This window comes from Pseudomonas sp. Pf153, assembly GCF_001269775.1.
Taxonomy (GTDB): Bacteria; Pseudomonadota; Gammaproteobacteria; order Pseudomonadales; family Pseudomonadaceae; genus Aquipseudomonas; species Aquipseudomonas uvaldensis.
The window spans coordinates 165,030-191,950 of record NZ_LHVL01000029.1 but is presented as its reverse complement, the minus strand read 5'-3'; the positions used below and the strand labels follow the sequence as shown (position 1 = coordinate 191,950).

23 protein-coding genes are annotated in these 26,921 nt (G+C 60.6%); 9 read left to right on the top strand and 14 right to left on the bottom strand.

Annotated features, from left to right (window positions below; translation table 11 throughout):
* Positions 1–5: 5 nt before the first annotated feature.
* Positions 6–599: an aminodeoxychorismate/anthranilate synthase component II gene (locus AD666_RS21480; RefSeq protein ID WP_053156424.1), complete on the bottom strand. Its 594-nt coding sequence runs from the start codon at positions 597–599 to the stop codon at positions 6–8.
* A 410-nt stretch (positions 600–1,009) separates the two neighbouring features.
* Between AD666_RS21480 and estP the strand changes: the two genes are divergently transcribed.
* The gene (gene estP / locus AD666_RS21475; RefSeq protein ID WP_053156421.1) at positions 1,010–2,917 is read left to right on the top strand and encodes an esterase EstP; all 1,908 of its coding nucleotides are present in this window, start codon (positions 1,010–1,012) and stop codon (positions 2,915–2,917) included.
* Between the two features lie 63 nt (positions 2,918–2,980).
* On the opposite strand, the gene trpE is transcribed toward estP, so the two are convergent.
* The 10 genes from trpE to AD666_RS21425 all read right to left on the bottom strand — a co-directional run bounded on the left by trpE (position 2,981) and on the right by AD666_RS21425 (position 15,388).
* On the bottom strand, positions 2,981–4,462 hold the full coding sequence (gene trpE, locus AD666_RS21470; protein WP_053156418.1) for an anthranilate synthase component I: 1,482 nt from the start codon (positions 4,460–4,462) through the stop codon (positions 2,981–2,983).
* Between the two features lie 71 nt (positions 4,463–4,533).
* Positions 4,534–5,352: a phosphoglycolate phosphatase gene (locus tag AD666_RS21465; protein ID WP_053156415.1), complete on the bottom strand. Its 819-nt coding sequence runs from the start codon at positions 5,350–5,352 to the stop codon at positions 4,534–4,536.
* Positions 5,349–6,023 (bottom strand): ribulose-phosphate 3-epimerase, encoded by a 675-nt coding sequence (rpe, locus tag AD666_RS21460; protein WP_053156412.1) that lies wholly within the window; start codon positions 6,021–6,023, stop codon positions 5,349–5,351. Before rpe ends, AD666_RS21465 begins: the two co-directional genes overlap by 4 nt.
* A gap of 78 nt (positions 6,024–6,101) precedes the next feature.
* Complete coding sequence (locus AD666_RS21455) at positions 6,102–7,250, bottom strand: iron-containing alcohol dehydrogenase (protein ID WP_053156396.1); 1,149 nt, start codon at positions 7,248–7,250, stop codon at positions 6,102–6,104.
* Between the two features lie 143 nt (positions 7,251–7,393).
* Positions 7,394–8,218 carry an ABC transporter permease gene (locus tag AD666_RS21450; protein WP_053156394.1) on the bottom strand — a complete coding sequence of 275 codons (825 nt, stop codon included), beginning with the start codon at positions 8,216–8,218 and terminating at the stop codon, positions 7,394–7,396.
* A 13-nt stretch (positions 8,219–8,231) separates the two neighbouring features.
* On the bottom strand, positions 8,232–9,479 hold the full coding sequence (locus AD666_RS21445) for an ABC transporter permease (RefSeq protein ID WP_053156391.1): 1,248 nt from the start codon (positions 9,477–9,479) through the stop codon (positions 8,232–8,234).
* A 210-nt stretch (positions 9,480–9,689) separates the two neighbouring features.
* Positions 9,690–10,733: an ABC transporter substrate-binding protein gene (locus tag AD666_RS21440; RefSeq protein ID WP_053156389.1), complete on the bottom strand. Its 1,044-nt coding sequence runs from the start codon at positions 10,731–10,733 to the stop codon at positions 9,690–9,692.
* A gap of 48 nt (positions 10,734–10,781) precedes the next feature.
* A complete protein-coding gene (locus AD666_RS21435; RefSeq protein ID WP_053156386.1) occupies positions 10,782–11,906 on the bottom strand; it encodes an ABC transporter ATP-binding protein in 1,125 nt (374 codons plus the stop codon).
* 335 nt (positions 11,907–12,241) lie between these two features.
* Positions 12,242–12,871: a response regulator transcription factor gene (locus AD666_RS21430; protein WP_053156383.1), complete on the bottom strand. Its 630-nt coding sequence runs from the start codon at positions 12,869–12,871 to the stop codon at positions 12,242–12,244.
* 120 nt (positions 12,872–12,991) lie between these two features.
* Positions 12,992–15,388: a PAS domain S-box protein gene (locus AD666_RS21425; protein WP_053156380.1), complete on the bottom strand. Its 2,397-nt coding sequence runs from the start codon at positions 15,386–15,388 to the stop codon at positions 12,992–12,994.
* 74 nt (positions 15,389–15,462) lie between these two features.
* Here AD666_RS21425 and AD666_RS21420 point away from each other — a divergent pair, with 74 nt between their 5' ends.
* Entirely contained in the window at positions 15,463–16,458 is a 996-nt protein-coding gene (locus AD666_RS21420) for an alpha/beta hydrolase family protein (RefSeq protein ID WP_053156377.1), read from the top strand.
* 61 nt (positions 16,459–16,519) lie between these two features.
* Here the strand turns inward: AD666_RS21420 and AD666_RS21415 are convergent, their stop codons facing one another.
* The 3 genes from AD666_RS21415 to AD666_RS21405 are packed head-to-tail and all read right to left on the bottom strand — an operon-like array spanning position 16,520 to position 18,982.
* Entirely contained in the window at positions 16,520–17,287 is a 768-nt protein-coding gene (locus AD666_RS21415) for a TerB family tellurite resistance protein (RefSeq protein ID WP_053156375.1), read from the bottom strand.
* 1 nt (position 17,288) lies between these two features.
* Positions 17,289–17,960, bottom strand: a complete 672-nt coding sequence (gene murU, locus AD666_RS21410) for an N-acetylmuramate alpha-1-phosphate uridylyltransferase MurU (RefSeq protein ID WP_053156373.1) — start codon at positions 17,958–17,960, stop codon at positions 17,289–17,291.
* Positions 17,957–18,982, bottom strand: coding sequence for an aminoglycoside phosphotransferase family protein (locus tag AD666_RS21405; protein WP_053156369.1), 1,026 nt, complete (start codon positions 18,980–18,982; stop codon positions 17,957–17,959). Before AD666_RS21405 ends, murU begins: the two co-directional genes overlap by 4 nt.
* Positions 18,983–19,112: 130 nt before the next feature.
* Between AD666_RS21405 and AD666_RS21400 the strand changes: the two genes are divergently transcribed.
* The 7 genes from AD666_RS21400 (at position 19,113) to glpE (ending at position 26,707) form a co-directional block, all read left to right on the top strand.
* Entirely contained in the window at positions 19,113–21,878 is a 2,766-nt protein-coding gene (locus tag AD666_RS21400) for an LPS-assembly protein LptD (RefSeq protein WP_053156366.1), read from the top strand.
* Positions 21,859–23,175 carry a peptidylprolyl isomerase SurA gene (gene surA / locus AD666_RS21395; RefSeq protein WP_156315972.1) on the top strand — a complete coding sequence of 439 codons (1,317 nt, stop codon included), beginning with the start codon at positions 21,859–21,861 and terminating at the stop codon, positions 23,173–23,175. Before AD666_RS21400 ends, surA begins: the two co-directional genes overlap by 20 nt.
* Complete coding sequence (gene pdxA / locus AD666_RS21390; RefSeq protein WP_053156364.1) at positions 23,172–24,161, top strand: 4-hydroxythreonine-4-phosphate dehydrogenase PdxA; 990 nt, start codon at positions 23,172–23,174, stop codon at positions 24,159–24,161. Before surA ends, pdxA begins: the two co-directional genes overlap by 4 nt.
* Complete coding sequence (gene rsmA, locus AD666_RS21385) at positions 24,158–24,976, top strand: 16S rRNA (adenine(1518)-N(6)/adenine(1519)-N(6))-dimethyltransferase RsmA (RefSeq protein ID WP_053156361.1); 819 nt, start codon at positions 24,158–24,160, stop codon at positions 24,974–24,976. Before pdxA ends, rsmA begins: the two co-directional genes overlap by 4 nt.
* 114 nt (positions 24,977–25,090) lie before the next feature.
* Complete coding sequence (gene apaG, locus AD666_RS21380; protein ID WP_053156358.1) at positions 25,091–25,471, top strand: Co2+/Mg2+ efflux protein ApaG; 381 nt, start codon at positions 25,091–25,093, stop codon at positions 25,469–25,471.
* The gene (locus AD666_RS21375; protein WP_053156355.1) at positions 25,471–26,346 is read left to right on the top strand and encodes a symmetrical bis(5'-nucleosyl)-tetraphosphatase; all 876 of its coding nucleotides are present in this window, start codon (positions 25,471–25,473) and stop codon (positions 26,344–26,346) included. Before apaG ends, AD666_RS21375 begins: the two co-directional genes overlap by 1 nt.
* A 31-nt stretch (positions 26,347–26,377) precedes the next feature.
* Positions 26,378–26,707: a thiosulfate sulfurtransferase GlpE gene (gene glpE / locus AD666_RS21370; RefSeq protein WP_053156354.1), complete on the top strand. Its 330-nt coding sequence runs from the start codon at positions 26,378–26,380 to the stop codon at positions 26,705–26,707.
* Positions 26,708–26,921: the final 214 nt, after the last annotated feature.

Here is a 26,921-nt window from a genome sequence, read left to right as displayed (position 1 = left end):
AGTCCTTAGCGCGTGCCGCCGGTTTGTTTGAGGAAGTTGGCGAACAGCTCGTGACCCTGTTCGGTGAGAATAGACTCGGGGTGAAATTGCACACCCTCGATGTTCAACGCCTTGTGGCGCAGCCCCATGATCTCGTCCATGGAACCGTCTTCGAGCTGGGTCCAGGCGGTCACTTCCAGACAGTCGGGCAGGTTTTCCCGCTTGACGATGAGCGAGTGGTAGCGAGTGACGGTGAGCGGCCGGTTCAGCCCTTCGAATACGCCCTTGTCCTCGTGGAATACCGGGCTAGTCTTACCGTGCATGACTTGTCGGGCGCGCACCACCTCGCCGCCAAAGGCCTGGCCGATCGACTGGTGTCCCAGGCAGACCCCCAGGATGGGCAGCTTGCCGGCAAAATACTTGATGGCTTCGATGGAAACACCCGCTTCGGTCGGGGTGCATGGGCCAGGCGAAACCACGATGCGCTCCGGTTTGAGGGCTTCGATTTCGGCGACGGTCAATTCGTCGTTGCGCACGACCCGGACCTCGGAGCCCAGCTCGCCCAGGTACTGCACAACGTTATAGGTAAAGGAGTCGTAGTTATCGATCATCAGCAACATGGCGTAAGCAACCTTTTGAATTCACTGACTTTAATTACAGCCTTCGAGATAAACCCGCGCGGTATTGCACTTGGCAGGGCATGTGATGCGCCAGCGAAGCGGCTTTCAAGCAGGTAAAGAAGGCAAATCGGTACAGGTCCGGCGCAGCCGGCAGGGAATATTCAGGCGCGCCAACGCCAACGGGCGTGTGCCTTGATCATTTGATCCGGAAGCTTGCTGACAATCGACACAGGGGAAGTCTCGTTCATACGTTCCGGCACAGTAGCCTAGCTGGGCGGAGCACGCAATATGACCGACCCCGAAGGGCTTTGAAACAATCGTGACCCTCGGGAAGATGGCAAAACGCGGAAAGTTTTTGGTACTGTCGTTCCGCCTTCCTAACAACAATAAGATAAAAACGGACTTTACCCATGAACAAAAAGACGTTGTTCGTACCGATTGCCGGTTGCCTGCTGGCGTTGGCCTGCTCCCCGGCGAGCGCCGCCCCCAATCCGTACTCCAAGTTCATCGTGTTCGGTGACAGCCTCAACGATGCTGGCCAGTTCGCCGACCCGAACGGCCCGCCCGGCTCGACTACGCGCTATACCAACCGAACCGGCCCGAATTACACGAATGGCAGCGGTGAAGCCTATTCCGCCAACTCCACCCAGTTGCTCGGCGGGCGCCTGGGCTATTCCGCCGATGAAACAGCCGCCTCCACGTCGGCGGTCCGTGCCAGCGAGGGGCTGGCAGATGGCAACAACTGGGCGGTAGGCGGTTATCGCACCGACCAGATCCTCGAATCGATTACCGGCGTATCCGACACCGGCGAGCGCAGCCGTCCCGGCTACCTGCAATCCAATGGCCTGCGCGCCGACCCGAATGCGCTGTATTACCTTTCCGGTGGCGGTAACGATTTCCTTCAAGGACGTGTATTGACTCCCGAGCAAGCGAACCAGGCCGCGGGCCGCCTGGCCGACAGTGTCCAGGCGCTGCAAACGGCCGGCGCCCGCTATGTGATGGTCTGGCTGTTGCCCGACCTGGGTCTGACCCCCGCTCTCAATGGCGGCCCTTTGCAGGGCACCTTTTCGCAACTGGGCAATCAGTTCAATCAACACCTGCTTACGCGATTGCAAGGCATCGACGCTGAAATCATTCCGTTGAACATTCCGCTTTTGCTGAAGGAAAGTTTCGCCGATCCGGCAAGATTCGGCCTCGCCACTGGCGAGAACCTCACCGCAACCTGCTTCAGCGGCAATGGCTGCACGGAAAACGCCACTTACGGCATCAACAGTGCCACGCCGGACCCCAGCAAGCTGATCTACAACGACGCGGTCCATCCGACCGAAGCCGGGCAAAAACTGATTGCCGACTATGCCTTCTCCCTACTCGCGGCACCATGGGAACTGACATTGTTGCCGGAAATGGCCCACTCGACTCTGCGGGCTCACCAGGACGAGTTACGCAGCCAATGGCAGTCGGATTGGGAGGATTGGCAGGCGGTCGGCCAGTGGCGAGCCATCGTCGCAGGGGGCGGACAACATCTGGACATAGACAGCCAGGGCAGCGGCGCCAGCGCCGACGGCAGCGGCTACAACCTCAACATAGGCGGTAGCTATCGCCTCAACGAGGCCTGGCGCGTAGGGGTTGCCGCCGGTTTCTACCGCCAGGACATGTCGGCGGGCCATAACGACTCGGACTACAAACTCAACAGCTACCTGGCGACCGCTTTTGCCCAGTTCCAACAAAACCGTTGGTGGGCCGATGCGGCACTGACCGGTGGCAAGCTCGACTACGACAATCTGGAACGCAAGTTCGACCTGGGCGTCAACGAAGCACAGGAGAAAGGCGACACAGACGGCCATCTATGGGCATTCAGCACCCGCGTGGGCTACGACATCGCCCAGCCGGGCAGCGAATGGCACCTTTCGCCGTTTATCAGCGCGGATTATGCGGAGGTGGAAGTCGATAAATATTCGGAAAAGAGCAACCGCTCTACGGCCCTGACCTTCAACGATCAATCCCGCGACTCGAAGCGGCTGGGCATCGGCTTGCAGGGTAAATACAACTTTACCCGCCAGACTCAGGTGTATGGCGAATATGCCCACGAACGTGAGTACGAAGACGATACCCAGAAAGTGAACATCGCCCTTAACAGCCTGCCCGCCAACGACTTCACGCTTGAAGGCTATACGCCCCAGAGCCATCTGAATCGCCTGAGCCTGGGCGTCAGCCACAAGTTGACTAACGAGTTGGCACTGCGAGGAGGTTATACGTTGCGAAAGGATGACGACCTCACCCAGCAAGGGATAAGTCTCGGGGTCAGCCTGGACTTCTGATTCGATGAACTGCAGATGCCTATGGTGAGCAGGCTTGTTTCCTCACCATAGGCATGAAGGGTTTCAGTCGTTCGGGGCGTGCTCAGCCAACGCTACCGCGCGGAACATCGCCCGGCGCTTGTTCAGCGTTTCTTCCCATTCCAGCGCCGGCACCGAATCGGCAACAATGCCTCCGCCGGCCTGTACATGCAGTTCGCCGTTCTTGATGACCGCCGTGCGAATGGCAATGGCAGTGTCCATGTTGCCGTTCCAGGCGAAATAGCCGACGGCTCCGCCGTACACCCCCCGCTTGACCGGCTCCAGCTCATCGATGATTTCCATTGCCCGAATCTTCGGCGCGCCCGACAAGGTGCCCGCCGGCAGGATGGCCCGCAAGGCGTCCATGGCGGTGAGCCCGGCCTTCAACTGACCCGTGACGTTGGACACGATATGCATCACGTTGGAATAGCGCTCGATGACCATTTTTTCGGTGAGCTTCACCGATCCGACCTCCGAGACCCGCCCGGTGTCGTTGCGGCCCAGGTCGATCAGCATCAGGTGCTCGGCGATCTCCTTGGCATCCGACAGCAGATCCTCTTCCAGGGCGCGGTCAGCCTCTTCCGTGGCACCACGAGGACGAGTGCCGGCAATCGGCCGCACGGTAATCAGGTTGTCTTCGACCCGCACCAGCACTTCTGGCGAGCTGCCGACAACATGGAAATCGCCAAAGTTGAAGAAGTACATGTAGGGCGTCGGGTTGAAGCAGCGCAGCGCGCGGTATAAATCGATTGGCGCAGCCTTGAAGTCGATCGACATCCGTTGCGACGGCACCACTTGCATGCAGTCGCCGGCCAGGATGTATTCCTTGATGGTATCGACAGCCCTTTCGTAATCGCCCTGGGTAAAACTTGAGCGGAATACCGGATCGGTTGCCGCCTGCTTGCTGAAATCCAGCCCGGGACGAGGCGTGATCGGCTGACGGAGCTTTTCCAGTAGCGCCTGCAGGCTTTTCTGACCTTGTTCGTAAGCATCTTCACGAGATGGATCGGCCAGCACGATAGCGTGCATCTTGCCGGCAAGGTTATCGAAGACCACCACCGCGTCGGACACCATCAACAGAATGTCAGGCACGCCCAACGGATCCGGGTTCGGACAAGTGCCCAGACGCTTTTCCACGTAGCGCACGCAGTCGTAGCCGAAATACCCCACCAGCCCACCGTTGAAACGCGGCAGGCCGGGGATGGTCGGCACGTTGTAGCGGGCCTTGAAGCTTTCAACGAAGGCCAACGGGTCTTCGACCTCCAGGCTTTCGATCTCGACGCCATCATGGGTCACACTGATGCGATGGCCATGGACTCGCAGTACCGTGCGGCACGGCAGGCCAATAATGGAGTAACGCCCCCATTTTTCGCCGCCCTGCACCGATTCAAGCAGGTAGGAGTTGGGCTGGTCGGCCAGCTTGAGGTAGATCGACAACGGCGTGTCAAAGTCGGCCAGGGTTTCGCAGGCAAGCGGGATACGGTTGTAGCCGGCAGCGGCCAGGCGTAGGAATTCTTCGCGAATCATGAGGGTGCCTCGTGGCAAGAGGAGCTGACAGTCAGGTGTGCAAACGCGCCGGATGACCGGCCAGGATCACGTCAGGCGCGCCAACGCCACCGGGCCAGGGCCTTCATGACTTTCATCCAGAGTTTGCGAGTGACCACCACGATGGCGTTCCCAGAAGAGGATTGAACAGCGTCGGGCAACGTTATCTCAGCCGCCGGGTCCAGGCAACCGGGAATTAGCAGGCGCAAGTCGTCGATGACCAGCGCTGGAAACTCCTCGGCAATCGGCCGGCCGTGGTTGTAGCCGTAACTCAGCGCCACGCATTTGACCCCCGCCGCTTTCGCCGCCTGCACATCGTTGCGTGAGTCACCGACGAACAATGACTGGGAGGCCGGGATATTGGCCATTTTCATCACGAAGAACAGTGCGGCCGGGTCAGGCTTTTTCTGCGGTAAGGTGTCGCCGCCGATGATCCAGCGAAAATAACGGCCGATTTTCATCTGGTCCAACAATGGCGCGACGAAGCGCTCCGGTTTATTGGTGATGAGTGCCATTTCCACGCCTTGTTTCTGCAGCCACTTAAGGGCGGAGCGAACGCCGGGATAGACCACGGTCAAAACGTGATTGCCTTCATAGGCTTCGTTGAACAACTCCAGCGCCTGTTCGGCCTCGGCATCATCGACACCCTCAGCATCGATGTGGTTGGCCAGAGCCCGGCGCACCAGCATCGGAGCGCCATTGCCAACCCATTGGCGCACCGAGTCGATACCGGCCGGCGGTCGACCGAGTTGCAGCAGCATTTTGTCCACCGCAGCCGCGAGATCCGGGACCGAATCGACCAGAGTGCCATCGAGGTCGAACATCACCAAACGCGGCAGGCTGCCGGGAAACAGCTGCTCGAAACCGCTCATGGGCGTGCCAGGGCCAGTTCGGCACGCATTTTCTCAATCACTTCTTTGTAGTCGGGAGCATTGAAGATCGCCGAACCCGCAACGAAGGTATCGGCACCGGCGGCGGCGATTTCACGAATATTGCCCACGTTCACGCCACCGTCGATTTCCAGGCGGATATCACGCCCCGAAGCATCGATCAGCGCACGGGCTTCGCGCAGCTTATCGAGGGTGGCCGGGATGAACTTCTGCCCGCCGAAGCCTGGGTTGACGCTCATGAGCAGGATCATATCGACCTTGTCCATCACGTATTTGAGCACGTCCAGGGGCGTGGCCGGGTTGAACACCAGGCCGGCCTTGCAGCCACCTTCACGGATCAACTGCAAGGAGCGGTCAATATGCAGGGTGGCTTCAGGGTGGAAAGTGATGTAGGTAGCGCCGGCCTCGATGAAATCGCCCACGATGCGATCCACCGGGCTGACCATCAGGTGCGCGTCGATGGGCGCGGTGATGCCGTACTTGCGTAGCGCCGAACAGACCATCGGACCGATGGTCAGGTTAGGCACATAGTGGTTATCCATGACATCGAAGTGAACGATGTCGGCCCCGGCGGCCAGCACGTTGTCCACTTCCTCGCCCAGGCGGGCGAAGTCGGCAGAAAGAATCGACGGAGCAATAGCGAAGGGCTGCATGACGCACCTGTTTTGAGCGAAACCACGATGGCGCGCATTGTATACCTCAAGATTTGGCGCGCCCACCGTGGCCGACGATCAATACGCCGCCAGGTAGATCTTCTCGATATCGGCGGCGCTCAACCTGCGCGGGTTGTTTCGCATCAGCCGCTCGATGCCCGCGGCCTCCGCCGCCATCGAGGGGATCACATCCTCGGTCACGCCCAATCCACTGAGTCCCTGGGGGATCTCCACGGCGGCACACAAGGCGCTCATCGCCTCCACGGCTTCGTCGGCAGCTTCGAGATCGCTCAGGTGTTCGGTCCTGATGCCCATGGCCTGGGCGATGTCCCGCATCCGCTCGACGCAGGCCACCTTGTTCCACGCCATGACATATGGCAGCAGCAAGGCATTGGCGACGCCATGCGACACATGGAAACGGCCGCCCAAGGGATAAGCCAGCGCATGCACCGCTCCGACCCCGGCATTACCGAACGCCATGCCGGCCATCAGGCTGGCAGTGGCCATGTCTTCACGGGCTTGCAGGTGGGAAGGATTACAGAAGGCTTTGGGCAACGCCCGGGTGATCAGCTTGATGGCTCCGATGGCCAGGGCATCGGTGATCGGTGAGGCGTTGAGGGACAGATACGACTCGATGGCGTGGACCAGCGCATCGACACCACTGGAAGCGGTCACACTGCGCGGGCACGTGAGGGTCATCTGCGGGCTGACCAGCGCCACGTCCGGTAGCAGGTAGTCGCTGACGATCCCTTTCTTCAATTGCGCGGCCTTGTCGGAGAGGATCGCCACGTTGGTGACTTCCGAACCGGTGCCGGCCGTGGTGGGGATGGCGATCATGGGCGGGCCTTTGCGCGGTACCTGGTCGACGCCGAACATATCCTCCAGTTCGCCGTGATAACCGGCATAGACCCCCACGCACTTGGCAATATCGATGGCGCTGCCGCCGCCCAGCCCGATCAATCCGTCATGACCGCCATCACGGTAGGCTTGCATGCAATCCTTGACGATGGCGATTTCCGGGTCCGGCATGACTCGGTCGAAAATCTCGTAATCGCGCCCGCCCAAATGTTGCAGCGCCAGCTCCACGGTACCGGACCTGACCAGCGCGGCGTCGGTGACGATCAGCGGATTATCGACATCCAGCCGCGTGAGTTCGGCTGCCAGTTGCTCGATGGCAGCGGCACCGGTGATCAGTTTGTGGGCGATCTTGAATGAGGAAAGACTCATGTGCGCGGCCTCTTGTTCGAGTATGGGCTGGCACAAGGATAGCTCGGTATTGGGGGTTGTTCCGTCATTCAGCTCATGAATGCCCCAAGGAACCCTGTGGGAGCGAGCAGGCTCGTTCCCACAATTGGAACGGTGTTGTGACCTCAGGCCTGGGTGGTACGCAGCTTCTCACTGCGCCCGCGCAACCATTCCAGTGTCAGCAACAAGATTACCGAGAAGGCAATCAGTAACGTCGCTGCCGCAGCGATGGTCGGGCTGAGGTTTTCGCGGATGCCGCTGAACATCTGCCGTGGCAGCGTGGCTTGTTCGGGGCCGGCCAGGAACAGGGTCACCACCACCTCATCGAACGAGGTCGCAAAGGCGAACAGTGCTCCAGAGATCACACCCGGGGCGATCAACGGCAAGGTCACCCGACGAAACGTCGTCAGTGGCGAAGCGCCAAGGCTCGCCGCCGCCCGCACCAGATTGTGGTTGAACCCCTGCAAAGTCGCCGAAACGGTAATGATGACGAACGGTACGCCCAGCACTGCGTGAACCACAATCAGCGACAGGAAGCTGTTGCCCATCCCCAGCGGTGCGAAAAACAGGTAGCTGGCGACGCCGATGATGACCACCGGTACCACCATGGGCGAAATCACCAGGGCCATGACCAGCGACTTGCCCGGAAAATCGCCCCGGGTCAGGCCAATGGCTGCCAGCGTGCCGAAGACCATCGCCAGCACTGTTGCCGCTGGCGCCACGATGACGCTGTTCTTCAGCGCCCGCATCCATTCGGCCGAGGCAAAGAAGTCGTGATACCACTGCAGCGAAAAGCCCTGCAACGGATACACCAGGAAGCTGCCGGAGTTGAACGACAATGGAACGATCACCAGCACCGGCAGAATCAGGAACAGCAAGATCAGCCCGCAGAGTGTGCGCAAGCAGTAGAACCACACCCGTTCGACGGGGGACATGTAAGGACTTACCATTTTCGATCTTCCCTCAGCTCAGGCGCAGGCGACTGGCGCCCACCAGCCAGCTGTAAATCAGATAAAGCACGATGGTCGCCAGCAACAGCAGGCCACCGAGCGCCGTGGCCATGCCCCAGTTGATGCTAGTGTTGGTGTAGAACGCGACGAAGTAGCTGACCATCTGGTCGTTCGGGCTACCCAGCAAGGCTGGGGTGATGTAGTAGCCGATGGCAAGAATGAACACCAGCAGGCAACCGGCGCCGACCCCGGCATAGGTCTGCGGGAAGTACACCCGCCAGAAACTGGCGAACGGATGGCAGCCCAGGGAAATCGCCGCTCTCATATAAGTGGGAGAGATGCCCTTCATCACGCTGTAGATCGGCAGGATCATGAACGGCAACAAGATGTGGACCATGGAGATGTAGACACCCGTGCGGTTGAAAACCAGCTCCAGGGGCTTATCGATGACACCCATGGCCAGCAAGGCGCTGTTGATCAACCCGCCCGATTGCAACAGCACGATCCACGCCGCGACCCGTACCAGGATCGACGTCCAGAACGGCAGCAGTACCAGGATCATCAACAGGTTGCTCTGACGCGATGGCAGGTTCGCCAGCAGGTAAGCCAGTGGATAGGCCAGCACCAGGCAAATGGCGGTAATCACCAGCCCCATCCAGAACGTACGGGCAAAAATATCCAGGTAGATCGCCTGGTCGGGGGTGGCCGTGGCCAGTTCGCCGAGGTCGTCAATGCGATGATCGACGGCCGCCAGCAGGTAATACGGGGTGACATGACTGGTATTGCGACGAATCACCTGCCAGTACGCGGGGTCGCCCCAGCGTTCATCGAGGTTCTCCATGGCTTCTTTATAGGAGGCCGGCTCGCTGGCGAACGGCAGCGAACGAGCAGTCTTGGTCAGCAGGCTGCGATAGCCGGCCAGTTCCATATTCAGGCGCTTGGACAAGTCGCCCAGGGTCTGATTCTTGCGGGCATCGGCCAGGTCTTCGCTGGCGGCCTTGTACACCGGCTCTCCAGGCAACCCGCGCCCATCCCAAGCAGCGACGGCAGCCACGGTGCGCGGCATGGCACCGATCACCTCCGGGTTGCTGACACTTTTGAACAACAGGGCCACGATCGGCACCAGGAACACCAGCAATAGAAACAGCACCAGCGGCGCAATCAAGGCCTGGGCCTTCCAGCGGTTGACCCGCTCGGCGCGCTTGAGCCGTTGCTTCAGGGTGGGGCTGGTGCCCGCGTTCAGTGGAACGGCGATGGCCATGGTGAACTCCGGAAATCTTTTTATCGTTACAAAGGCGGCGTACCGCCTCTGTTCTTTTGAAACACCCGAGCCTGTCGAGACTGATCTTCCTGTGAGAGCGAGCCTGCTCGCGAAGGTTGCGGCACATTCAATAGTGATGTGTCAGACAAACCGCTATCGCGAGCAGGCTCGCTCCCACAAGGATTCCCATCCAGTCTTCAGAGGGTGGGATTACTTCGCAGCCCAGGAGTTAAAGCGCTGCTCCAGTTGCTCGCCGTTATCAGCCCAGAAGCTGACGTCGATCTGCACTTGGTTGGCGATGTTTTCCGGGGTGGTCGGCATGTCTTTCAGGACGTCCTTGGACAACAACGGTACGGCCTGGGTGTTGGCTGGGCCGTAGGCGATGTTTTCCGAGTAGGTCTTCTGCTGTTGCGGAGCGACCGAGAAGGCGATGAATTTTTTCGCCGCTTCGGCACGGGCCTTGTCCAGGCCACGTGGAATGGCCCAGGCATCGAAGTCGTAGATACCGCCGTTCCACACCACTTTCAGGTTGCTTTCCTTCTGTACCGCGGCAATCCGGCCGTTGTAGGCCGAGCTCATGACCACGTCACCGGAAGCCAAGTACTGGGGCGGCTGGGCGCCTGCTTCCCACCACTGGATGTTCGGCTTGAGTTCGTCGAGCTTCTTGAACGCACGATCCTGACCGTCCTTGCCGGCCAGCACTTTATAGACATCCTTCGGCGCCACGCCGTCGGCCATCAAGGCGAATTCCAAGGTGTACTTGGCGCCCTTGCGCAGGCCGCGCTTGCCCGGGAACTGCTTGGTGTCCCAGAAATCAGCCCAACTGGTCGGCGCGGTTTTCAGTTTGTCGGCGTTGTAGGCCAGTACGGTCGACCATACGAAGAAACCTACGCCGCAAGGCTGGATGGCGCCCTTGACGTAGTCTTCGGCCTTGCCGAACAGCGCCGGGTCCAGTTGCTCGAACATGTCTTCGTCACAGCCACGGGACAGCTCCGGAGACTCGACTTCCACCAGGTCCCACGAAACGCTCTTGGTGTCGACCATGGCCTTGACCTTGGCCATTTCGCCATTGTATTCGCCAGCCACGATCTTGCCGTTGCCAGCCGCTTCCCACGGTGCGTAAAAGGCTTTGACCTGAGCCGCCTTGTTCGCCCCGCCGAAAGACACCACGGTCAGGTCCGGACCCGCCGCCATCGCGCTTGCCGCACCCATCATGCCCAGGGTCAGGGCGGTGAACTTCAGGGATCTCAACATTTATTGTTCTCTCCACGTGCAGGGTTGGTGTGTTGATACAGGGGGCGATCAATTCGCCTCTAGAAGTGGATCGAGCGCACGCACGTGCTCGACCTGCCAGCCAAGCGGAACCACGTCGCCGACGGCCAGCTCGGGGTCAAGCTCGGCAATCGGTTGCTTCACGAAGAAGTCGCTCTTGCCGCAGACTTCCAGGCGAACCCGGACGTGGTCGCCCAGATAGATGAATTCCGCCACCCTCCCTGAGAAGCGGTTGACACATTGTTCGCTGGCACCATTGAGGCTCACCCGCTCCGGGCGGATCGACAGGGTCACCGGCTCGCCGGGCTTGCCGACGTTCACCGCCAGTGCCTCGACCTTTTCACCGCGCCCCAGCTCCACCAGGCAGCGGTCGCCAGTGTGGCTGTGCAAGCGTCCGCTGAGGCGGTTGTTCTCGCCGATGAAGTTGGCGACGAAGGTATTTTTCGGCTCCTCATAAAGCGTACGCGGCGGCGCGATCTGCTGGATCTCGCCCTGGTGGAACACCGCCACGCGATCAGACATGGTCAAGGCTTCGCCCTGATCGTGGGTCACGTAGACCACCGTCACACCAAGCCGCTGGTGCAGATGCTTGATCTCCATCTGCATGTGCTCACGCAGCTGCTTGTCCAGCGCACCAAGGGGTTCGTCCATCAACACCAACTGCGGCTCGAATACCAGGGCACGAGCCAGGGCCACCCGTTGTTGCTGGCCGCCGGACAACTGCGCCGGGTAGCGCTGGGCGAACGAGTCCAGTTGGACCATGCTCAAGACACGCTTGACCCGATCGCCCACGTCACTTTTGTTCAACCCCCGCACAGTCAGCGGGAACGCCAGGTTCTCGGCGACGGTCATGTGGGGGAACAGGGCATAGTTCTGGAACACCATGCCGATGTCGCGCTTGTGGGGAGGCACGTTATTGATCGCGCGCCCGGCCAGCTGGATCTCACCGGCGGTCGGCGTTTCAAACCCGGCGAGCATCATCAGGCTGGTGGTCTTGCCGGAACCGGACGGTCCGAGCAGAGTCAGGAATTCGCCTTTGCGAATGTCCAGGTTGAGATCCTTGACGATCAGGTTCTCGCCATCGTAGCTCTTTTGCACACCACGAAAGCTGACCAGCACATCGCTGGTCCCCGCGCTTGAATCAACCTGGCTCATACCCGCACCTTTTGTATTGATGACTGCTTGTGAATCAAGCCTAGTGGAGCCTGCTTCCCACGCAAATCGGGGCGAAGGAGAGAATCGCCTCAGCCGGATGGAAGCGTCGGGGTAAGGATCGCCCTACAAGGATGGCGGGATTGGATAAGGGCGTGATGCGTGATGGGAGATAAGCAGCAAACACGGCCTTTGGCCGTGTCGCAAACAGATATGCGGACACCAATACCTGTGGGAGCGGGCTTGCTCGCGAACGCGGTGCTTCAGTTACATCTGTATTGACTGTCACACCGCATTCGCGAGCAAGCCCGCTCCCACAAGGGAACTGCGGTAAGGGCTTAGAGTAGCTTATGCTCCATCGCGTACTTCACCAGCTCCGCCAGCGAGGTAACGTTGAGCTTCTGCATCAATCGAGCCTTGTGGGTGCTGATGGTCTTGCTGCTCAGGGCCAGTTGTTGGGCGATGTCGTTGACGTTGGCGCCTTGAGCAAGGCGCTCGAAAACCGAGAACTCGCGCTCGGACAACAGCGAATGCAGCGGCCGGGTGTCGGTCAGGCCGACTTCGAAGACCATGCGGTCGGCCAGGTCCGGGTCGATGTAGCGGCCACCGGAGGCGACCTTGCGAATGGCCATGAGCAGCAAGGCCGGGTCGCTGTCCTTGGTCGCGTAGCCAGCAGCGCCGACCTTCAGCGCCCGGGCCGCCATCTGTGCCTCATCGTGCATCGACAAGACCAGGATGGCGGGTGGGTTGTTCAGCGCACGGATCCTCGGGATCGCCTCCAGGCCGTTGACCCCCGGCATGGAGATATCCAACAACACCACCTCACAAGGCACGTGCCGCAGGGTCTCGAGCAGTTGCTCGCCATTGCTCGCCTCTCCCGCCACCACCATGTCCTTCGCCAGGCCGATCAGCTGCTTGATGCCTTCGCGGACAATGGTGTGGTCTTCGGCTACCAGTACACGAATCACTTTATTCTCCAGACTCAGGATTTATCGCGAGCAGGCTCGCTCCTACATAGGGTGATGCCCGCACAATACCTGTGGGAGCGAGCCTGCTCGCGATAGCTCTACCCAGACACCGCAAGAACATCAGGCTTCCTTCAATGGCACTCGCACCACCAGGGTAGTCCCCTCCCCCGGCTCACTGTCCAGGGACAACTGCCCGCCCATGATCAACACCCGCTCGCGCATGCCGACCAACCCGAAGGATGTCGGTCGAGCCGTATCTGCAATAAATCCTACACCGTCATCGCTGACCGTCAGACATAATTCATCCTCTTCCTGGACCAGAGTCAGCTCCACGGTATGGGCCTGGGCATGCCGCATCACATTGGTCAGTGCCTCTTGAAGAATCCGGAACAGTCCGATGGCCTTGGCATCGCTCATAGGTGGCAGGTTGTCCGGCACCTGCACCAGGCACGGGATTTGTGTACGCGCTTCGAAACGCCGGGCCTGCCATTCAATAGCCGAGGCGATACCCGCATCGAGAATGGGCGGGCGTAGCGCCGTCGCCACGTCCCGCACCAGTTGGAACAGCTGGGCAATCAGGCGCTTCATACTGTTGAGGCGCTCCTGCAGGCCGGGATCGAGTTGCCCATAGGCCAGTTCGCACATGGACGTCTCGAGCTTCAATACCGTCAGCATCTGTCCCAGCTCATCATGGACCTCCCGGGCAATCCGGGCCTTTTCTTCCTCTCGGACGCTTTCCAGGTGCGCCGACAATTCGCGCAGTTGCTCCCGGGAACTGGCCAGCTCCAGTTCAATGCGCTTGCTTTCGCTGATGTCCCAGACGATGCCATCCCAGACGTAGGCGCCATCTTCCAGACGCCGGGTGATGGCCTTGATTTCAGCCCAGCGCTCACGGCCTTCGCGGGTCAGGATACGGCCTTGCCACGACCAGTCACTGTCATTGTCCAGCGCCAGGTCCTGGGTGCGGTGATAATCGGCCTTGTCCTGCGGATGCACCAGACTGCGCAAGCCAGTGTCGCTTCGGGCAAGGGTCGCCGGGGAGTAGCCCACCAGGCTTTCGCTGCCTTCGCTGATATAGGCGAAGTCGATCTGCCCGGTCACGGGCGCCCGCTCCAGGCGAAAAACCAGGCCCGGTACGTTGGCGGCGATACCTTGCAGGCGCGCCTCGCTTTCACGCAACGCCGCCAACGCCCGCCGGCGCTCGGTGACGTCAGTGAGGTAAACCACCAAGTACTCGGCATCGCGAAAACGCAGGAAGCTCAAGGACACATCGGCTGGCAGGATACTGCCATCGGCCCGCACACATTCGGTTTCGAAACTCTGTGGCCCCTCCTCACTGGCTCGGGCGCGTTTCCACAGATTCAACCAACGGTCCATGTGCAGGCCCGGTTCGAAATCGATCAAGGGCCGGTCGATGATCGCGCCCGATGCATAGCCGAGCATCGTTTCGGCAGCGCGGTTGGCATAGCGCACATGGCTGTCCCAATTGACCCAGAGAATGCCCACAGTGCTTTGATCAATGGAAAACTGCGTCAGGCGCAGGGCTTCTTCGCTGGCGGCACGTTGGGCAATGTCTTCACGGGCGCTACGCAGGCGACGTTCCAGTTGACGTTGCTGGCGACGCTGCCAGAACACAATGGCCACACTGCTCAGCAGCATGACCAACATCAAAAGGGTCAAGTTCTGCCAAAAACCCGGCGTCTCGGTCAGACGCGGATACTTGGGTTTGAGCCAGCGGCTGTGCAACTGCTCCAGGTCCCTGGCCGGAATCGCCTGCAGAACGCTGTCGACGATCCCGGCCAACTGTGGCCAGTCCCGGCGGGTAGCGACCCGTAGCAGTTGCGGCAGACCGATATCTCCCACCACCACCAGCCCGGAGAACTCAGGCTCGACCATCAACCGCCCCAGTTCGGCCTCATCGACCACGGCGTAACGGGCCTGCTGGCTCAACAGTAGCTGCAAGGCCTGGCGCTCCATGGGCACGCCTTGCAGATTCAGCATCGGGTAGTTACCACGCAGATAATCGGCGGTGGCGCTGGGCATGCGCACCGCGACCCGGGTCTGGGCGTCGAGCTTTTCCAGTTCCACCCCCTCGGCGCCCTTCTGCTCGCCAACGATCAGCTGCGGCACGCGCATGTAGGGGTCGGAAAACTGCCAGAGCCTGAGACCGCCCGGCGTCTGAGTCAGGCCCGGTGCTATATCCACCTGCCCCTCGCGTACCGCCGCCTCCAGTTGCGCCACGTCCTGGAAGTTACGCCAGGTCAGTTCGACGTTCATTGCCTTTGCGAGCCAGTGCATCAACTCGACGTTGGTCCCGGATAAGCGCTGAAGGCGCCGGTCGTATTGTGCGTAGGGTGCCTGCAACACCAGCCCGACGCGCAATTGCGGATGTTGCGCCAGCCATTGGCGCTGCTCCGGATTCAAATGCGAACCATGCACCGACGGTGCGGGGGCGGCCCACGCCATCAAGGGGAGCCACAAACAGCCGATAACCCACAGGCAGCAAAAACGCATCATTGAATTCTCATGCACTGACAAACACTGACCAACCCATTAGGCTGCCGGAAATACTTCTGGTCATGGAATATCCAATGTCCTTTGTTTACCGCCTGGCATTGCCAGCATTGTGCCTGTCGCTGATCCTGCCGAGTGCGTTTTCTGTACAGGCCGAAGAACCCGCTCCCACCGCCGCGGACCAGCCTGCCGGGGAAAAACCCGTCGAACGCCAACCCTTGCTCGAGCGTAGCCAGGAAGAAGCGGCGGCACTTGAACGAAAAGTCCCGATCCAGGAGCAGCAACAGCTACAAACCGGCAGCGATGCGTTCCTGGCCCTCTGGAAACCGGCCAACACCAGCGACCCCAAGGGTGCAGTCATCATAATCCCCGGCGCCGGCGAAACAGCTGACTGGCCTCAAGTGATTGGTCCTCTGCGTAAAAGATTGCCGGATGTCGAATGGAGCAGTCTGAGTATCACGCTGCCAGACCTGCAAAGCGATGCCATCGCACCGCGCACAGTGGAAACGCCCCCCGAGACCAAGCCGGCCGACACGGCTGCCGCAGCCCCGGACGCCACCACCGCAACCCCGATCGAACAGGTGGCAGGCGGCGAAGCGGACGCGGTCGACCCGGTCATCGCTGAAACCGAGGAAGAACATGCCAAGGCCGACGCCGAGCGCATCTTCGCTCGCATCGATGCCGCACTGGCCTACGCCGAGCAGCAGAGTGCGCGCAGTATCGTGCTGCTGGGCCACGGCACGGGTGCCTATTGGGCGGCGCGCTACCTCAGTGAAAAACAGCCTTCGCAGATAGAGCGTTTCGTGATGGTCGCCGCGCAGACCCCGATTGCAGCCAAACCCGGACTGGCAGAAATCACGCCGACCCTGAAACTGGCCACCGCCGACATCTTCTACATGGACAAGCCCTTGGACCGCAACGCGGCGCTGGAGCGCCTGCAAGGAAGCAAACGCTTGAAAAGTTCGACGTTCAGCCAAGTGTCCCTGAAAGCCCTGCCCAATGCGTCGGCGCAGCAGGAGCAACTGTTTCGACGGGTTCGTGGCTGGTTGAATCCGCAAAGCCCTGGAAATTGAGTCCAACCCGGCTTGACGGTGGCGAGGCGATTTATCCCTTCGCCACAGTCGTCCCGCGAACCTAGCGGAAATCCCGTCGCTCCCGAATCAAGCGATAGGCATTGTGCAGATCCCGGGTCTTGTCGGTGGCGTCGCGCACTTGCAACGGGGTCCCGCCGTTGCCGGCAATCTTGTCCGGGTGGTGGCGACTGAGCAGGCGACGGTATGCCCGCTTGATCTGTGACGGCTCGGTCGTGGCCGAAACGCCCAGCAGGCGCAACGCCTCCTGATAAGTCACGCCACTGCTGGGCAGCGACGGCTTCTGCGGTTCGTAATCAATTGCCAAGGCCTGGACTTGCTGAGGTGTCCAGCCCAGCCATTTGCCCCATTGGAGCAGCAATTCGCGCTCGCTCGTGCCGGCGCGACCGTCGGCCCAGACCATACGCCAGCAGGCGCGCAATACACCTTCCGCCGCGTGGGGCTGGGTGGCGAGTCGGCGCAGATAACCGCGCATACGGTCGTTCCCGGACTTGCCTCGATTGAACGCAGCGATTGCGCGGCGCTGGGCCGGCTCGCTCAGATCCAGCGCTCGCATTTCCTGGCGCGCCTGCTGGATATGGCCATCGACCACTCGACCATCGACCTTCGCCAGACGCCCCAACAGGACAAACAGCAATTCGTCGTTACGCAACGCCGGGCGCCCGCCCAGGCGCTCGCGCACTTGCGCCCAACTCTGCAGGTTCAGGCGCCGATCCAGCGCCTGCCCCAACAATGCACCAAGCATGGCCCCCGGAATGCTGGCTATGGCAAAGCCCGCTCCGGCTCCGATCAGAGTCCCTGGCCACCACATATCAACGGCTCGCTTCTATCAAGGTTTCGACGTGCGCCAAACGTTCATGGGTCCCGACATCGACCCACAGCCCTTCCAGGCGCTCGCCGCTGACCTGCCCCTCGGCGATGGCCTGGCGCAGCAGCGGTGCGAGCTTGAACGCGCCGTCCGAGCAGCCTTTGAACAACGAAGGGTGCAAGACGGCAATGCCGCTATAAGTCAGTTTGTCGGCAGCCGGTTCGCCATCGTGAATCTTTCCATGAGCCAGGATGAAATCCCCGCCTGGATGATGCGCGGGGTTGTCTACCAGCACCAGATGCGCCAAGCCTTCGAGCGGCCGGCGCAGGGCGCTGAAATCGTAATCGGTCCAGATATCGCCATTGACCACTACGAACGCCTCGTCACCCAGCAGAGGTAACGCCCGGAAGATACCGCCACCGGTTTCCAGCGGCTCACCTTCCGGCGAATAACGAATCTTCACGCCAAAGCGTGAACCGTTCCCCAAGTGATCCTCGATCTGCTGACCGAGCCAGGCGTGATTGATCACGATGTCGGTGAACCCCGCGCGGGCCAGCGCGCGCAGATGGTATTCGATCAAGGGGACACCGCCGGCGCGAACCAATGGCTTGGGGGTCGTGAGAGTCAGCGGGCGCAAGCGTTCTCCCTTCCCCGCCGCCAGGATCATCGCCTTCATGCCATTGCCCCGGCCGGATGCCGCAAGCTGGAAAGCAGCTCACCCAACTGCGCCAGTTCGGGACGGCGGGCAATCACGGCTTCTATATAAGCGAAGAAGCGTGGCACATCACTCAAGTACCGAGGTTTACCGTCGCGATGACAGATGCGCGCAAAAATCCCGATGACCTTCAGATGGCGCTGGACGCCCATCAGGTCGCTGGCCCGCAGGAAGTCCTCGATATCCGGCTGGACCGGAATGCCGAGCGCCCCGGCCTGCCGCCAATAGTCTTCCAGCCAACCACGCACGCGCTCCTCGGGCCAACTGAGGAAGGCATCCTTGAACAGGCAAGTCACGTCATAGGTCACGGGACCGTACACCGCGTCCTGGAAATCCAGTACGCCAGGGTTCGGTTCGCTGAGCATCAGGTTGCGCGGCATGTAGTCGCGGTGTACCAGCACTTTCGGCTGAGCCAGGGCACTATCGATCAGCAGATCGCTGACCTGCTGCCAGAGCTGTTGCTGTGCCGTATCGAACTCGATCCCCAGCTCGCGCTTGACGTACCACTCCGGAAACAACTCGAGTTCACGGCGCAACAATGCGACGTCATAGGTGGGCAGCGGCGCCACCATTGGCAATTGCTGAAAAGCCAACAGGGCCTGCAAGGCATCCCGGAACAGGTCGTCGGCATTTTCGCCATTGATCACGTCCAGGTAGGTCTGGTTGCCCAGGTCATTGAGCAAAAGAAAACCCTGAGCGAGGTCTTCGGCATAAATTTTCGGCACGTTGATTCCGGATTTTGCCAGCAAAAACGCGATATCAACGAACGGTTTGCAGTTTTCCTGAGGTGGCGGGGCATCCATCACGATCAGGCTACGACCGTCGCCTTCCCATCGGAAATAACGGCGGAAACTCGCGTCGCTACTGGCCGCGGTCAATGTGGCGGGGGGCACGGCACCCCAGCCTTGTGCGGCAAAAAGAGTCGGTAGTTGCTCATCGAGCCAAACTTTAAGGTGTTGCAAGCGTACATCTTGGTCGGGCATTGCAAGGGTCTCCGACGGCGCTAGCCGTCAAGCGGGTCATGCTTTATTATCCAGCATCTTTTTCAGACCATCGAGAGGCGTGCGGCCCACACCGCGGGCAGATGGCACGCAGGAAGCCCGGACTAATAAGATGGCATTGAAATCCCCCGCGTTTCGTAAAAAATTTCCGTTGCTGGTTACCGGCAGTCTGCTGGCCCTTCAACCTCTGGCCTCTTCATTCGTCGTCGCGGCGCAGCAGTATGACTGCTCCGTGTCCGCAACGGGTGCCTGGGACTGTTCGCCCAAGACGCCGGCCGCTGCCTTGCCGCCGCGCCCGGTGCATGAAGGCAGCGCCGTTTCCGACAGCAGTGAAGCCCCGACTGGCAGCAACTCGGTCGAAGAAGCCGGCGACAAGCCGATGCTGGTTACCGAAGCCAAGGGTCGTGGCCTGAAATCCCGCAGTGAAGACTACAGTCACCTTGACTGGGTTCCGCGGGAGAACCTCACCCCCGCGCAATTGGCCGAGACAGGTCCTTACTGCTCCGGTGCCTACATCGAGCCGCCCCGTCCCGGGATGAACGACAAGACGGCCAAGAGCGATGCCCCGACCTTCCTCGGCGCCAAGGCTTCGCGCTATGAGCAGGAACAACAGGTGGCGACCCTGGCTGGCGATGTGGTCATGCGCCAGGGCAGCATGCAGGTCGAAGCCGATGAAGCCAGCCTGTACCAGGCGGAAAATCGTGGCGAGCTGAACGGCAACGTGCGGGTTCGCGACGACGGCGCACTGATTGTCGGCGACCATGCCGATGTTCAGCTGGACACCGGTGAAGCCAAGGTCGACAACGCCGAATACGTCATGCACAAATCGCGTATCCGCGGTAACGCCCTGTATGCCAAGCGTGCCGAAAACGCGATCATCCGTCTCAAGGACGGTACGTACACCACCTGCGAACCGAACAGCAACGCCTGGACACTCAAGGGCAATAACATCACCCTGAACCCGGCGACCGGCTTCGGTACCGCAACCAACGTGACGCTGCGGGTCAAGGACATTCCGATCCTGTACACCCCGTACATCTATTTCCCGATCGACGACCGTCGCCAGTCCGGCTTCCTGCCGCCGACCATCGGCAGCGGCAGCGATACCGGCTTCCTGCTGGTCACCCCGTACTACTTCAACCTGGCACCGAACTACGATGCCACGTTGTACCCGCGCTACATGAGCAAGCGCGGCCTGTTGATGGAAGGCGAGTTCCGCTACCTGACCAAGTCCAGCGAAGGTCAGTTCGGCGCCGCGTACCTCAACGACGAAGAAGACGAACGCGCCAAGCAGTCCGACTACAGCAAGACCCGCTACATGTACAACTGGCAGCACAAGGGCGGTCTGGACTCGCGCGTGTTGACGGAAGTCGACTACACCAAGATCAGCGATCCGTACTACTTCCAGGATCTTCAGACCGACCAGATCGGTGTCGAGTCCAGGGAATTCGTGAACCAGCAGGGCGCGGTCAGCTATCGCGGCGACAACTACGTGGCACGCTTGAATGCCCAGGCGTTCCAGATGGCGACCATTTCGAAAGTCACGCCCTATAACCGCCTGCCTCAGATCACGTTCAACGGGGAGCTGCCGCAGCACCCATATGGTCTGGACTTCGCGTATAAAACAGAGCTGGTTCGATTTGACCGGAACTTGCGGGACGGCCTCTACAGCGATGAGAATGGCATTACCACGTCATGGCTGGATACCAATGTAAGGGGACTGGCCCGGGCAAATGGCAACCGCATGAATCTCGCACCGGTCGTCAGCCTGCCCATGGAAGCGAGCTACGGCTACGTCAAGCCAGCGCTCAAGTACCAATACACCCAGTACGACCTGGATCTGGACAGCACCGGAAGGTCTGTCGTGGGGAATGGATACGACAGCACGCCAAACCGTGCTGTTCCAATCGCCAGCATCGACAGCGGCCTGTACTTCGACCGGGACACCCAATGGTTTGGCTCCAACTATCGCCAGACATTGGAGCCGCGCCTGTTCTACCTCTATGTACCGGAAAAAGATCAGGACGACATTCCTGTCTTCGATACCAGCGAATCCACCTTCAGCTATTCCTCGCTGTTCCGGGACAACCGTTTCACCGGCTCTGACCGTGTCGGCGACGAGAACAAGCTGTCCCTGGGCGTGACCAGCCGCTGGATCGAAGAAAACGGTTTCGAACGCCAGCGCGTCAGCGTTGGCCAGGCGTTCTTCTTCAAGGACCGCAAGGTCCAGTTGCCGGGCATTGACTTCGACACCCGCGAAGATGCCAAGTCGGACGTCTCGCCGTATGCGCTTGAGTACGAATATCGCTGGAACCGCGACTGGCGCACCAGCGCCACCTATAACTGGGACCCGGACACCCACAGCCCTCGCTCGGGCAGTGCGATGTTCCACTACCAGCCGGAAGACAACCCGAACAAGGTCATCAACGCCGGTTATCGCTATCGCAACGACCAGATCCGTTACGACGAGGCCAGTGGCACATGGAAAATGGGCGGCGACTACGGTCGACCAGGCGATGAGAACTACGTGAAGGACTACTACAAGATCAAGCAGCACGACTTCTCGATCATCTGGCCGATCGTGCCGCAATGGAACGCAATCAGCCGCTGGCAGTATGACTACAACCGCAACCGTACCCTGGAAGCCTTCGGTGGTTTCGAATACGACAATTGCTGCTGGAAACTGCGCCTGATCAACCGTTACTGGGTCGACTATGAAGAATTCAGTCAAGCCGCCCCGGAAAACGAAAAAGGCGACCACGGCGTCTTCCTACAAATTGTCCTGAAGGGACTCGGCGGCCTCACCGGCGCCAAGGTAGAGAGCTTCCTCGACAAAGGCATCCAAGGTTATCGTGAACGTGAAGACCAAGCTTTCTGATTGTCTGCGCCCGCTGATGCTGGGCGCGCTGTTCCTGGGTACCGCGGCCAACGCCGCGGTACAGTCCATCGATAAGGTGGTGGCCATCGTCGATAACGATGTGGTCATGCAGAGCCAGCTGGACCAGCGCGTCCATGAAGTGCAGCAAACCATCGCCAAGCGCGGCGGCGGCCTGCCGCCACCGGGCGTGCTGGACCAGCAAGTGCTCGAACGCCTGATTGTCGAGAACCTGCAATTGCAGATCGGCGAACGCTCCGGTATCCGCATTACCGATGAAGAGCTGAACCAGGCCGTCGGCACCATCGCCCAGCGCAACAACATGACCCTCGACCAGTTCCGTGCGGCCCTCGCCCGTGATGGCCTTTCCTACGAGGATGCCAGGGATCAGATCCGTCGCGAGATGATCATCAGCCGCGTGCGTCAGCGTCGGGTGGCCGAGCGTATTCAGGTGTCCGAGCAGGAAGTGAAGAACTTCCTCGCTTCCGACCTGGGCAAGATGCAGCTTTCCGAAGAACTGCATCTGGCCAACATCCTGATTCCTACCCCGGAAAGCGCCAGCTCCGAAGCGATTCAGAGTGCTTATCGCCAGGCCATGGATGTTTACCAGCAACTCAAGCAAGGCGCCGATTTCGGCCAGATGGCCGTCGCCCGCTCCGGCAGCGAAAACGCCCTGGAAGGTGGCGACATGGGTTGGCGTAAAGCCGCTCAACTGCCGCCGCCTTTTGACCGCGAACTGAGTGCCATGGCCGTGGGCGATATCACCCAGCCTGCCCGTACTCCGGGCGGCTTCATCATCCTGAAGCTGCTGGAAAAACGGGGTGGCGGCACCCAGGTACGCGATGAAGTGCATGTTCGCCACATCCTGATCAAGCCAAGCGAAATCCGCAGCGAAGCCGAAACCAAGCGTCTGGCCGAGAAACTCTACGACCGCATCGAAGCGGGCGAAGATTTCGCCGAGCTGGCCAAGAGCTTCTCGGAAGATCCGGGTTCGGCCCTCAACGGCGGCGACCTGAACTGGGTTGATCCAAACGCACTGGTGCCCGAGTTCCGCCAGGTCATGGCGCAGACACCGCAAGGCCAGCTGTCCAAGCCGTTCAAGAGCCCTTATGGCTGGCATGTGCTGGAAGTCCTTGGCCGCCGCGCCACCGACAGCACCACCCAGGCTCGCGAGCAGCAGGCAATGACCGTATTGCGCAACCGTAAGTACGACGAAGAGCTGCAAACCTGGTTGCGCCAGATCCGCGATGAAGCCTACGTCGAAATCAAACTTCCTGGTGCAAGCCAGGCAGCGCAGTGAAACCCAAGCGTTTCGCGCTGACGCCCGGCGAGCCTGCCGGCATCGGTCCCGACCTGTGCCTTCTGCTCGCCGCGCAACCCCAGCCATACCCGCTGATCGCCATCACCAGCCGCGACCTGCTCCTTGAGCGGGCCTCGCAGCTGGGTGTGGCTGTCGACCTGTTAGCGGTATCACCCGACACCTGGCCGGACGTTCCGGCACCCGCCAACAGCCTCTATGTCTGGGACACGCCTTTGGGCGCCCCCGTGGTTACCGGGCAACTGGACAAGGCCAACGCCGGATTCGTTCTGCAAACCCTGACCCGAGCCGGCCAGGGCTGCCTGGATGGAACGTTCGCAGGCATGATCACCGCACCGGTGCACAAGGGCGTGATCAACGAATCGGGCATCGCCTTTTCCGGGCATACCGAGTTCCTTGCAGACCTGACTCACACGGCACAAGTGGTAATGATGCTCGCCACACGAGGCCTGCGCGTGGCCCTGGTGACCACTCACCTGCCCCTGCGGGACATTGCCGACGCCATAACCCCCGAACGCCTGGAGCGAGTGACGCGAATACTGCATGCCGACCTGCAGGAAAAGTTCGGCATCGCCCGGCCTCGCATCCTGGTGTGTGGGCTCAATCCCCATGCCGGTGAAGGCGGCCACCTGGGCCGCGAAGAGATCGACATCATCGAACCTACATTGGAGCGGTTGCGCAGCGAAGGCCTGGACCTGCATGGCCCGCTTCCCGCCGACACTCTGTTTACCCCCAAATATCTGGAGCACTGCGATGCGGTGCTGGCGATGTACCACGACCAGGGCCTGCCTGTGCTGAAGTACAAAGGCTTCGGCGCAGCCGTCAACGTGACCCTGGGCCTGCCGATCATCCGCACCTCCGTGGACCATGGCACAGCCCTGGACCTGGCCGGCAGCGGCCGGATCGATACCGGCAGCCTGCAAGTCGCGCTGGAAACCGCCTACCAGATGGCCGAGACCCATTTATGACTGAGCAATACCAACACCGTGCGCGCAAGCGTTTCGGCCAGAACTTCCTGCATGACGCTGGCGTGATCGATCGTATCCTGCGATCCATCAACGCCAAGCCCGACGACCGGATGCTGGAAATCGGCCCAGGCCAGGGTGCATTGACCGAAGGTCTGCTGGGCAGCGGCGCACAACTGGACGTGGTGGAACTGGACAAGGACCTGGTTCCCATCCTCAACCAGCAATTCGCCGGCAAGAGCAACTTCAACCTGCATCAGGGCGACGCGCTGAAATTCGACTTCAACAGCCTGAATGCCGCACCGAACAGCCTGCGGGTCGTGGGAAACCTGCCATACAACATCTCCACGCCATTGATCTTCCACCTGCTGAACAATGCCGGCCTGATCCGCGACATGCACTTCATGTTGCAGAAAGAAGTGGTCGAGCGCCTTGCCGCCGGTCCTGGCGGAGGCGATTGGGGTCGGCTGTCGATCATGGTCCAGTACCATTGCCGGGTGGAACACCTGTTCAATGTAGGCCCTGGCGCTTTCAATCCGCCGCCGAAGGTCGATTCGGCCATCGTCCGGCTGGTGCCCCATGCCGTCCTGCCCCATCCGGCCAAGGATCATCGGCTGCTCGAACGCGTCGTCCGTGAAGCCTTCAACCAGCGTCGCAAAACCTTGCGTAATACCTTGAAGTTACTGCTCAACAGCGCCGAAATCGAAGCTGCAGGCGTAGACGGCAGCCTGCGACCCGAGCAATTGGATCTGGCGGCATTCGTACGCCTGGCCGACAAACTCAGCGAACAGGCCGCGCCTAAAGCGGACGCCCTCTGACTGAAGAGGACCGCTATCGGGTGGTAAGCCCTCTGGTTTACTACCCGATATTTGGCCTAGACTGACCCGATCAGTCGTACCCGCGTCCCGCTTCGCATTCCAAGGCCCTTTTGCATGTCCGATCCCCGTTATCTGGTCGACGTCAGCGTCACCACCCGCTTCCTGGCGGAACAGTCGCAACCCGAGCACAACCGCTTCGCCTTCGCCTACAGCATTACCGTACGCAACGACGGCTCGCTGCCGGCCCGCCTGCTGTCGCGGCACTGGGTCATCACCGATGGCGATGGGCATATCGAAGAAGTGCGTGGAGAGGGCGTGGTTGGTCAGCAACCGTTGATCGGCCCCGGTAAAAGCCACAGCTATACCAGCGGCACAGTGATGACGACTCTCGTGGGCACCATGCAGGGCACCTACCAGATGCTGGCCGAGGACGGCAAACGCTTCGACGCTGTGATCAAACCCTTCCGCCTCGCGGTGCCCGGAGCTCTGCACTGATGGCCACCTATGCGGTCGGTGATCTCCAGGGCTGCCTCGCCCCGCTCAAATGCTTGCTGGAGCGAGTCGCCTTCGACCCGCAGAAGGACACGCTGTGGCTGGTTGGCGATCTGGTCAACCGTGGCCCGGAGTCTTTGGAAACCCTGCGCTTTCTGTATGGCATCCGTGATTCGCTGGTGTGCGTGCTGGGCAACCATGACCTGCACCTGCTGGCCGCCTGGCAGAACATCGAGCGTTTGAAAAAATCCGACACTTTGAGGGAAATACTCGACGCCCCCGACTGCGTCGAGCTGCTGGAATGGTTACGCCAACAGAAACTCATGCACTACGACGAGCACCGCAACCTGGCGCTGGTTCACGCAGGTCTTCCACCCCAGTGGTCCTTGCGCAAAGCGCTCAAGTGCGCCGGCGAAGTCGAGCAGGCCTTGCGCGACGACAACCTTTTCGCTCCCTACCTGGACGGCATGTACGGCAACGACCCGGCGAAGTGGAACAACGACCTCACCGGCGTCGCCCGTCTTCGAGTCATCACCAACTACTTCACCCGCATGCGCTTCTGCACCCGCGACGGCAAGCTCGACCTCAAGAGCAAGGAAGGCATCGAGACCGCGCCGCCCGGCTACGCCCCCTGGTTCAAACACCCGGAGCGCAAGACCCGTAACGTGAAAATCATCTTCGGTCACTGGGCGTCGCTGGAAGGTCAGTGCGACGAACCCGGGGTCTTTGCCCTCGACACCGGCTGCGTATGGGGAAGTGCCATGACCCTGATGAACGTCGACACCGGCGAGCGACTGCGTTGCGATTGCGATGAGCAGGGCCGCCCCAAATCCCATCCCCCGACCACTAAATCAGCACCGGCCGGCACCGTCGTCTGAGCGGCGCGTAGTTCAGGCCACAGGAGTCCCCATGAGCGAATTCAAACGCATCCCCCCGGAAAAGGCCCAGGCCCTGCGCGAGCAAGGTGCTGTCGTCGTCGATGTCCGTGACCCCGCCACGTTTGCCGCCTCGCATATCAGCGGCTCCAGACACCTGGATAACCACTCCCTGCACGATTTCATCACCCGCGCCGATCTCGACGCTCCCGTGGTTGTCGTTTGCTACCACGGGAACTCCAGCCAGAACGCAGCTGCGCACCTGGTCGGCCAGGGCTTTACCAACGTCTACAGCCTGGACGGCGGTTTTGAACTTTGGCGTACGACGTATCCGTCAGAAACAGCGCAAGGCTCCAACGAATAATTTTTTATGCCGCTCAAAACCCGCGTAATCCGCGGGCTTGAGCGATGGCAGACGAACGGTCTGCCATAACTTATTACGCATTCCACCTGTGCCTCTCCGATTCCGAACTATTCTTAGCCTCAGGCCATCCAAAACAGGGGAGAGCCGGTACACCGGCGCGCGGATCATCGGGAGTCAGCTTTCAAGAACCTGGATTCTTGGAAGCATTCTGGGG

Excerpts from the sequence above, each read along its gene's own strand:
- AD666_RS21480 (WP_053156424.1), bottom strand. The coding sequence starts at position 599 with ATGTTGCTGATGATCGATAACTACGACTCCTTTACCTATAACGTTGTG.
- estP (WP_053156421.1), top strand. The coding sequence starts at position 1,010 with ATGAACAAAAAGACGTTGTTCGTACCGATTGCCGGTTGCCTGCTGGCG.
- trpE (WP_053156418.1), bottom strand. The coding sequence starts at position 4,462 with ATGATTCGCGAAGAATTCCTACGCCTGGCCGCTGCCGGCTACAACCGT.
- AD666_RS21465 (WP_053156415.1), bottom strand. The coding sequence starts at position 5,352 with ATGAGCGGTTTCGAGCAGCTGTTTCCCGGCAGCCTGCCGCGTTTGGTG.
- rpe (WP_053156412.1), bottom strand. The coding sequence starts at position 6,023 with ATGCAGCCCTTCGCTATTGCTCCGTCGATTCTTTCTGCCGACTTCGCC.
- AD666_RS21455 (WP_053156396.1), bottom strand. The coding sequence starts at position 7,250 with ATGAGTCTTTCCTCATTCAAGATCGCCCACAAACTGATCACCGGTGCC.
- AD666_RS21450 (WP_053156394.1), bottom strand. The coding sequence starts at position 8,218 with ATGGTAAGTCCTTACATGTCCCCCGTCGAACGGGTGTGGTTCTACTGC.
- AD666_RS21445 (WP_053156391.1), bottom strand. The coding sequence starts at position 9,479 with ATGGCCATCGCCGTTCCACTGAACGCGGGCACCAGCCCCACCCTGAAG.
- AD666_RS21440 (WP_053156389.1), bottom strand. The coding sequence starts at position 10,733 with ATGTTGAGATCCCTGAAGTTCACCGCCCTGACCCTGGGCATGATGGGT.
- AD666_RS21435 (WP_053156386.1), bottom strand. The coding sequence starts at position 11,906 with ATGAGCCAGGTTGATTCAAGCGCGGGGACCAGCGATGTGCTGGTCAGC.
- AD666_RS21425 (WP_053156380.1), bottom strand. The coding sequence starts at position 15,388 with ATGATGCGTTTTTGCTGCCTGTGGGTTATCGGCTGTTTGTGGCTCCCC.
- AD666_RS21420 (WP_053156377.1), top strand. The coding sequence starts at position 15,463 with ATGTCCTTTGTTTACCGCCTGGCATTGCCAGCATTGTGCCTGTCGCTG.
- AD666_RS21415 (WP_053156375.1), bottom strand. The coding sequence starts at position 17,287 with ATGTGGTGGCCAGGGACTCTGATCGGAGCCGGAGCGGGCTTTGCCATA.
- murU (WP_053156373.1), bottom strand. The coding sequence starts at position 17,960 with ATGAAGGCGATGATCCTGGCGGCGGGGAAGGGAGAACGCTTGCGCCCG.
- AD666_RS21405 (WP_053156369.1), bottom strand. The coding sequence starts at position 18,982 with ATGCCCGACCAAGATGTACGCTTGCAACACCTTAAAGTTTGGCTCGAT.
- AD666_RS21400 (WP_053156366.1), top strand. The coding sequence starts at position 19,113 with ATGGCATTGAAATCCCCCGCGTTTCGTAAAAAATTTCCGTTGCTGGTT.
- rsmA (WP_053156361.1), top strand. The coding sequence starts at position 24,158 with ATGACTGAGCAATACCAACACCGTGCGCGCAAGCGTTTCGGCCAGAAC.
- apaG (WP_053156358.1), top strand. The coding sequence starts at position 25,091 with ATGTCCGATCCCCGTTATCTGGTCGACGTCAGCGTCACCACCCGCTTC.
- AD666_RS21375 (WP_053156355.1), top strand. The coding sequence starts at position 25,471 with ATGGCCACCTATGCGGTCGGTGATCTCCAGGGCTGCCTCGCCCCGCTC.
- glpE (WP_053156354.1), top strand. The coding sequence starts at position 26,378 with ATGAGCGAATTCAAACGCATCCCCCCGGAAAAGGCCCAGGCCCTGCGC.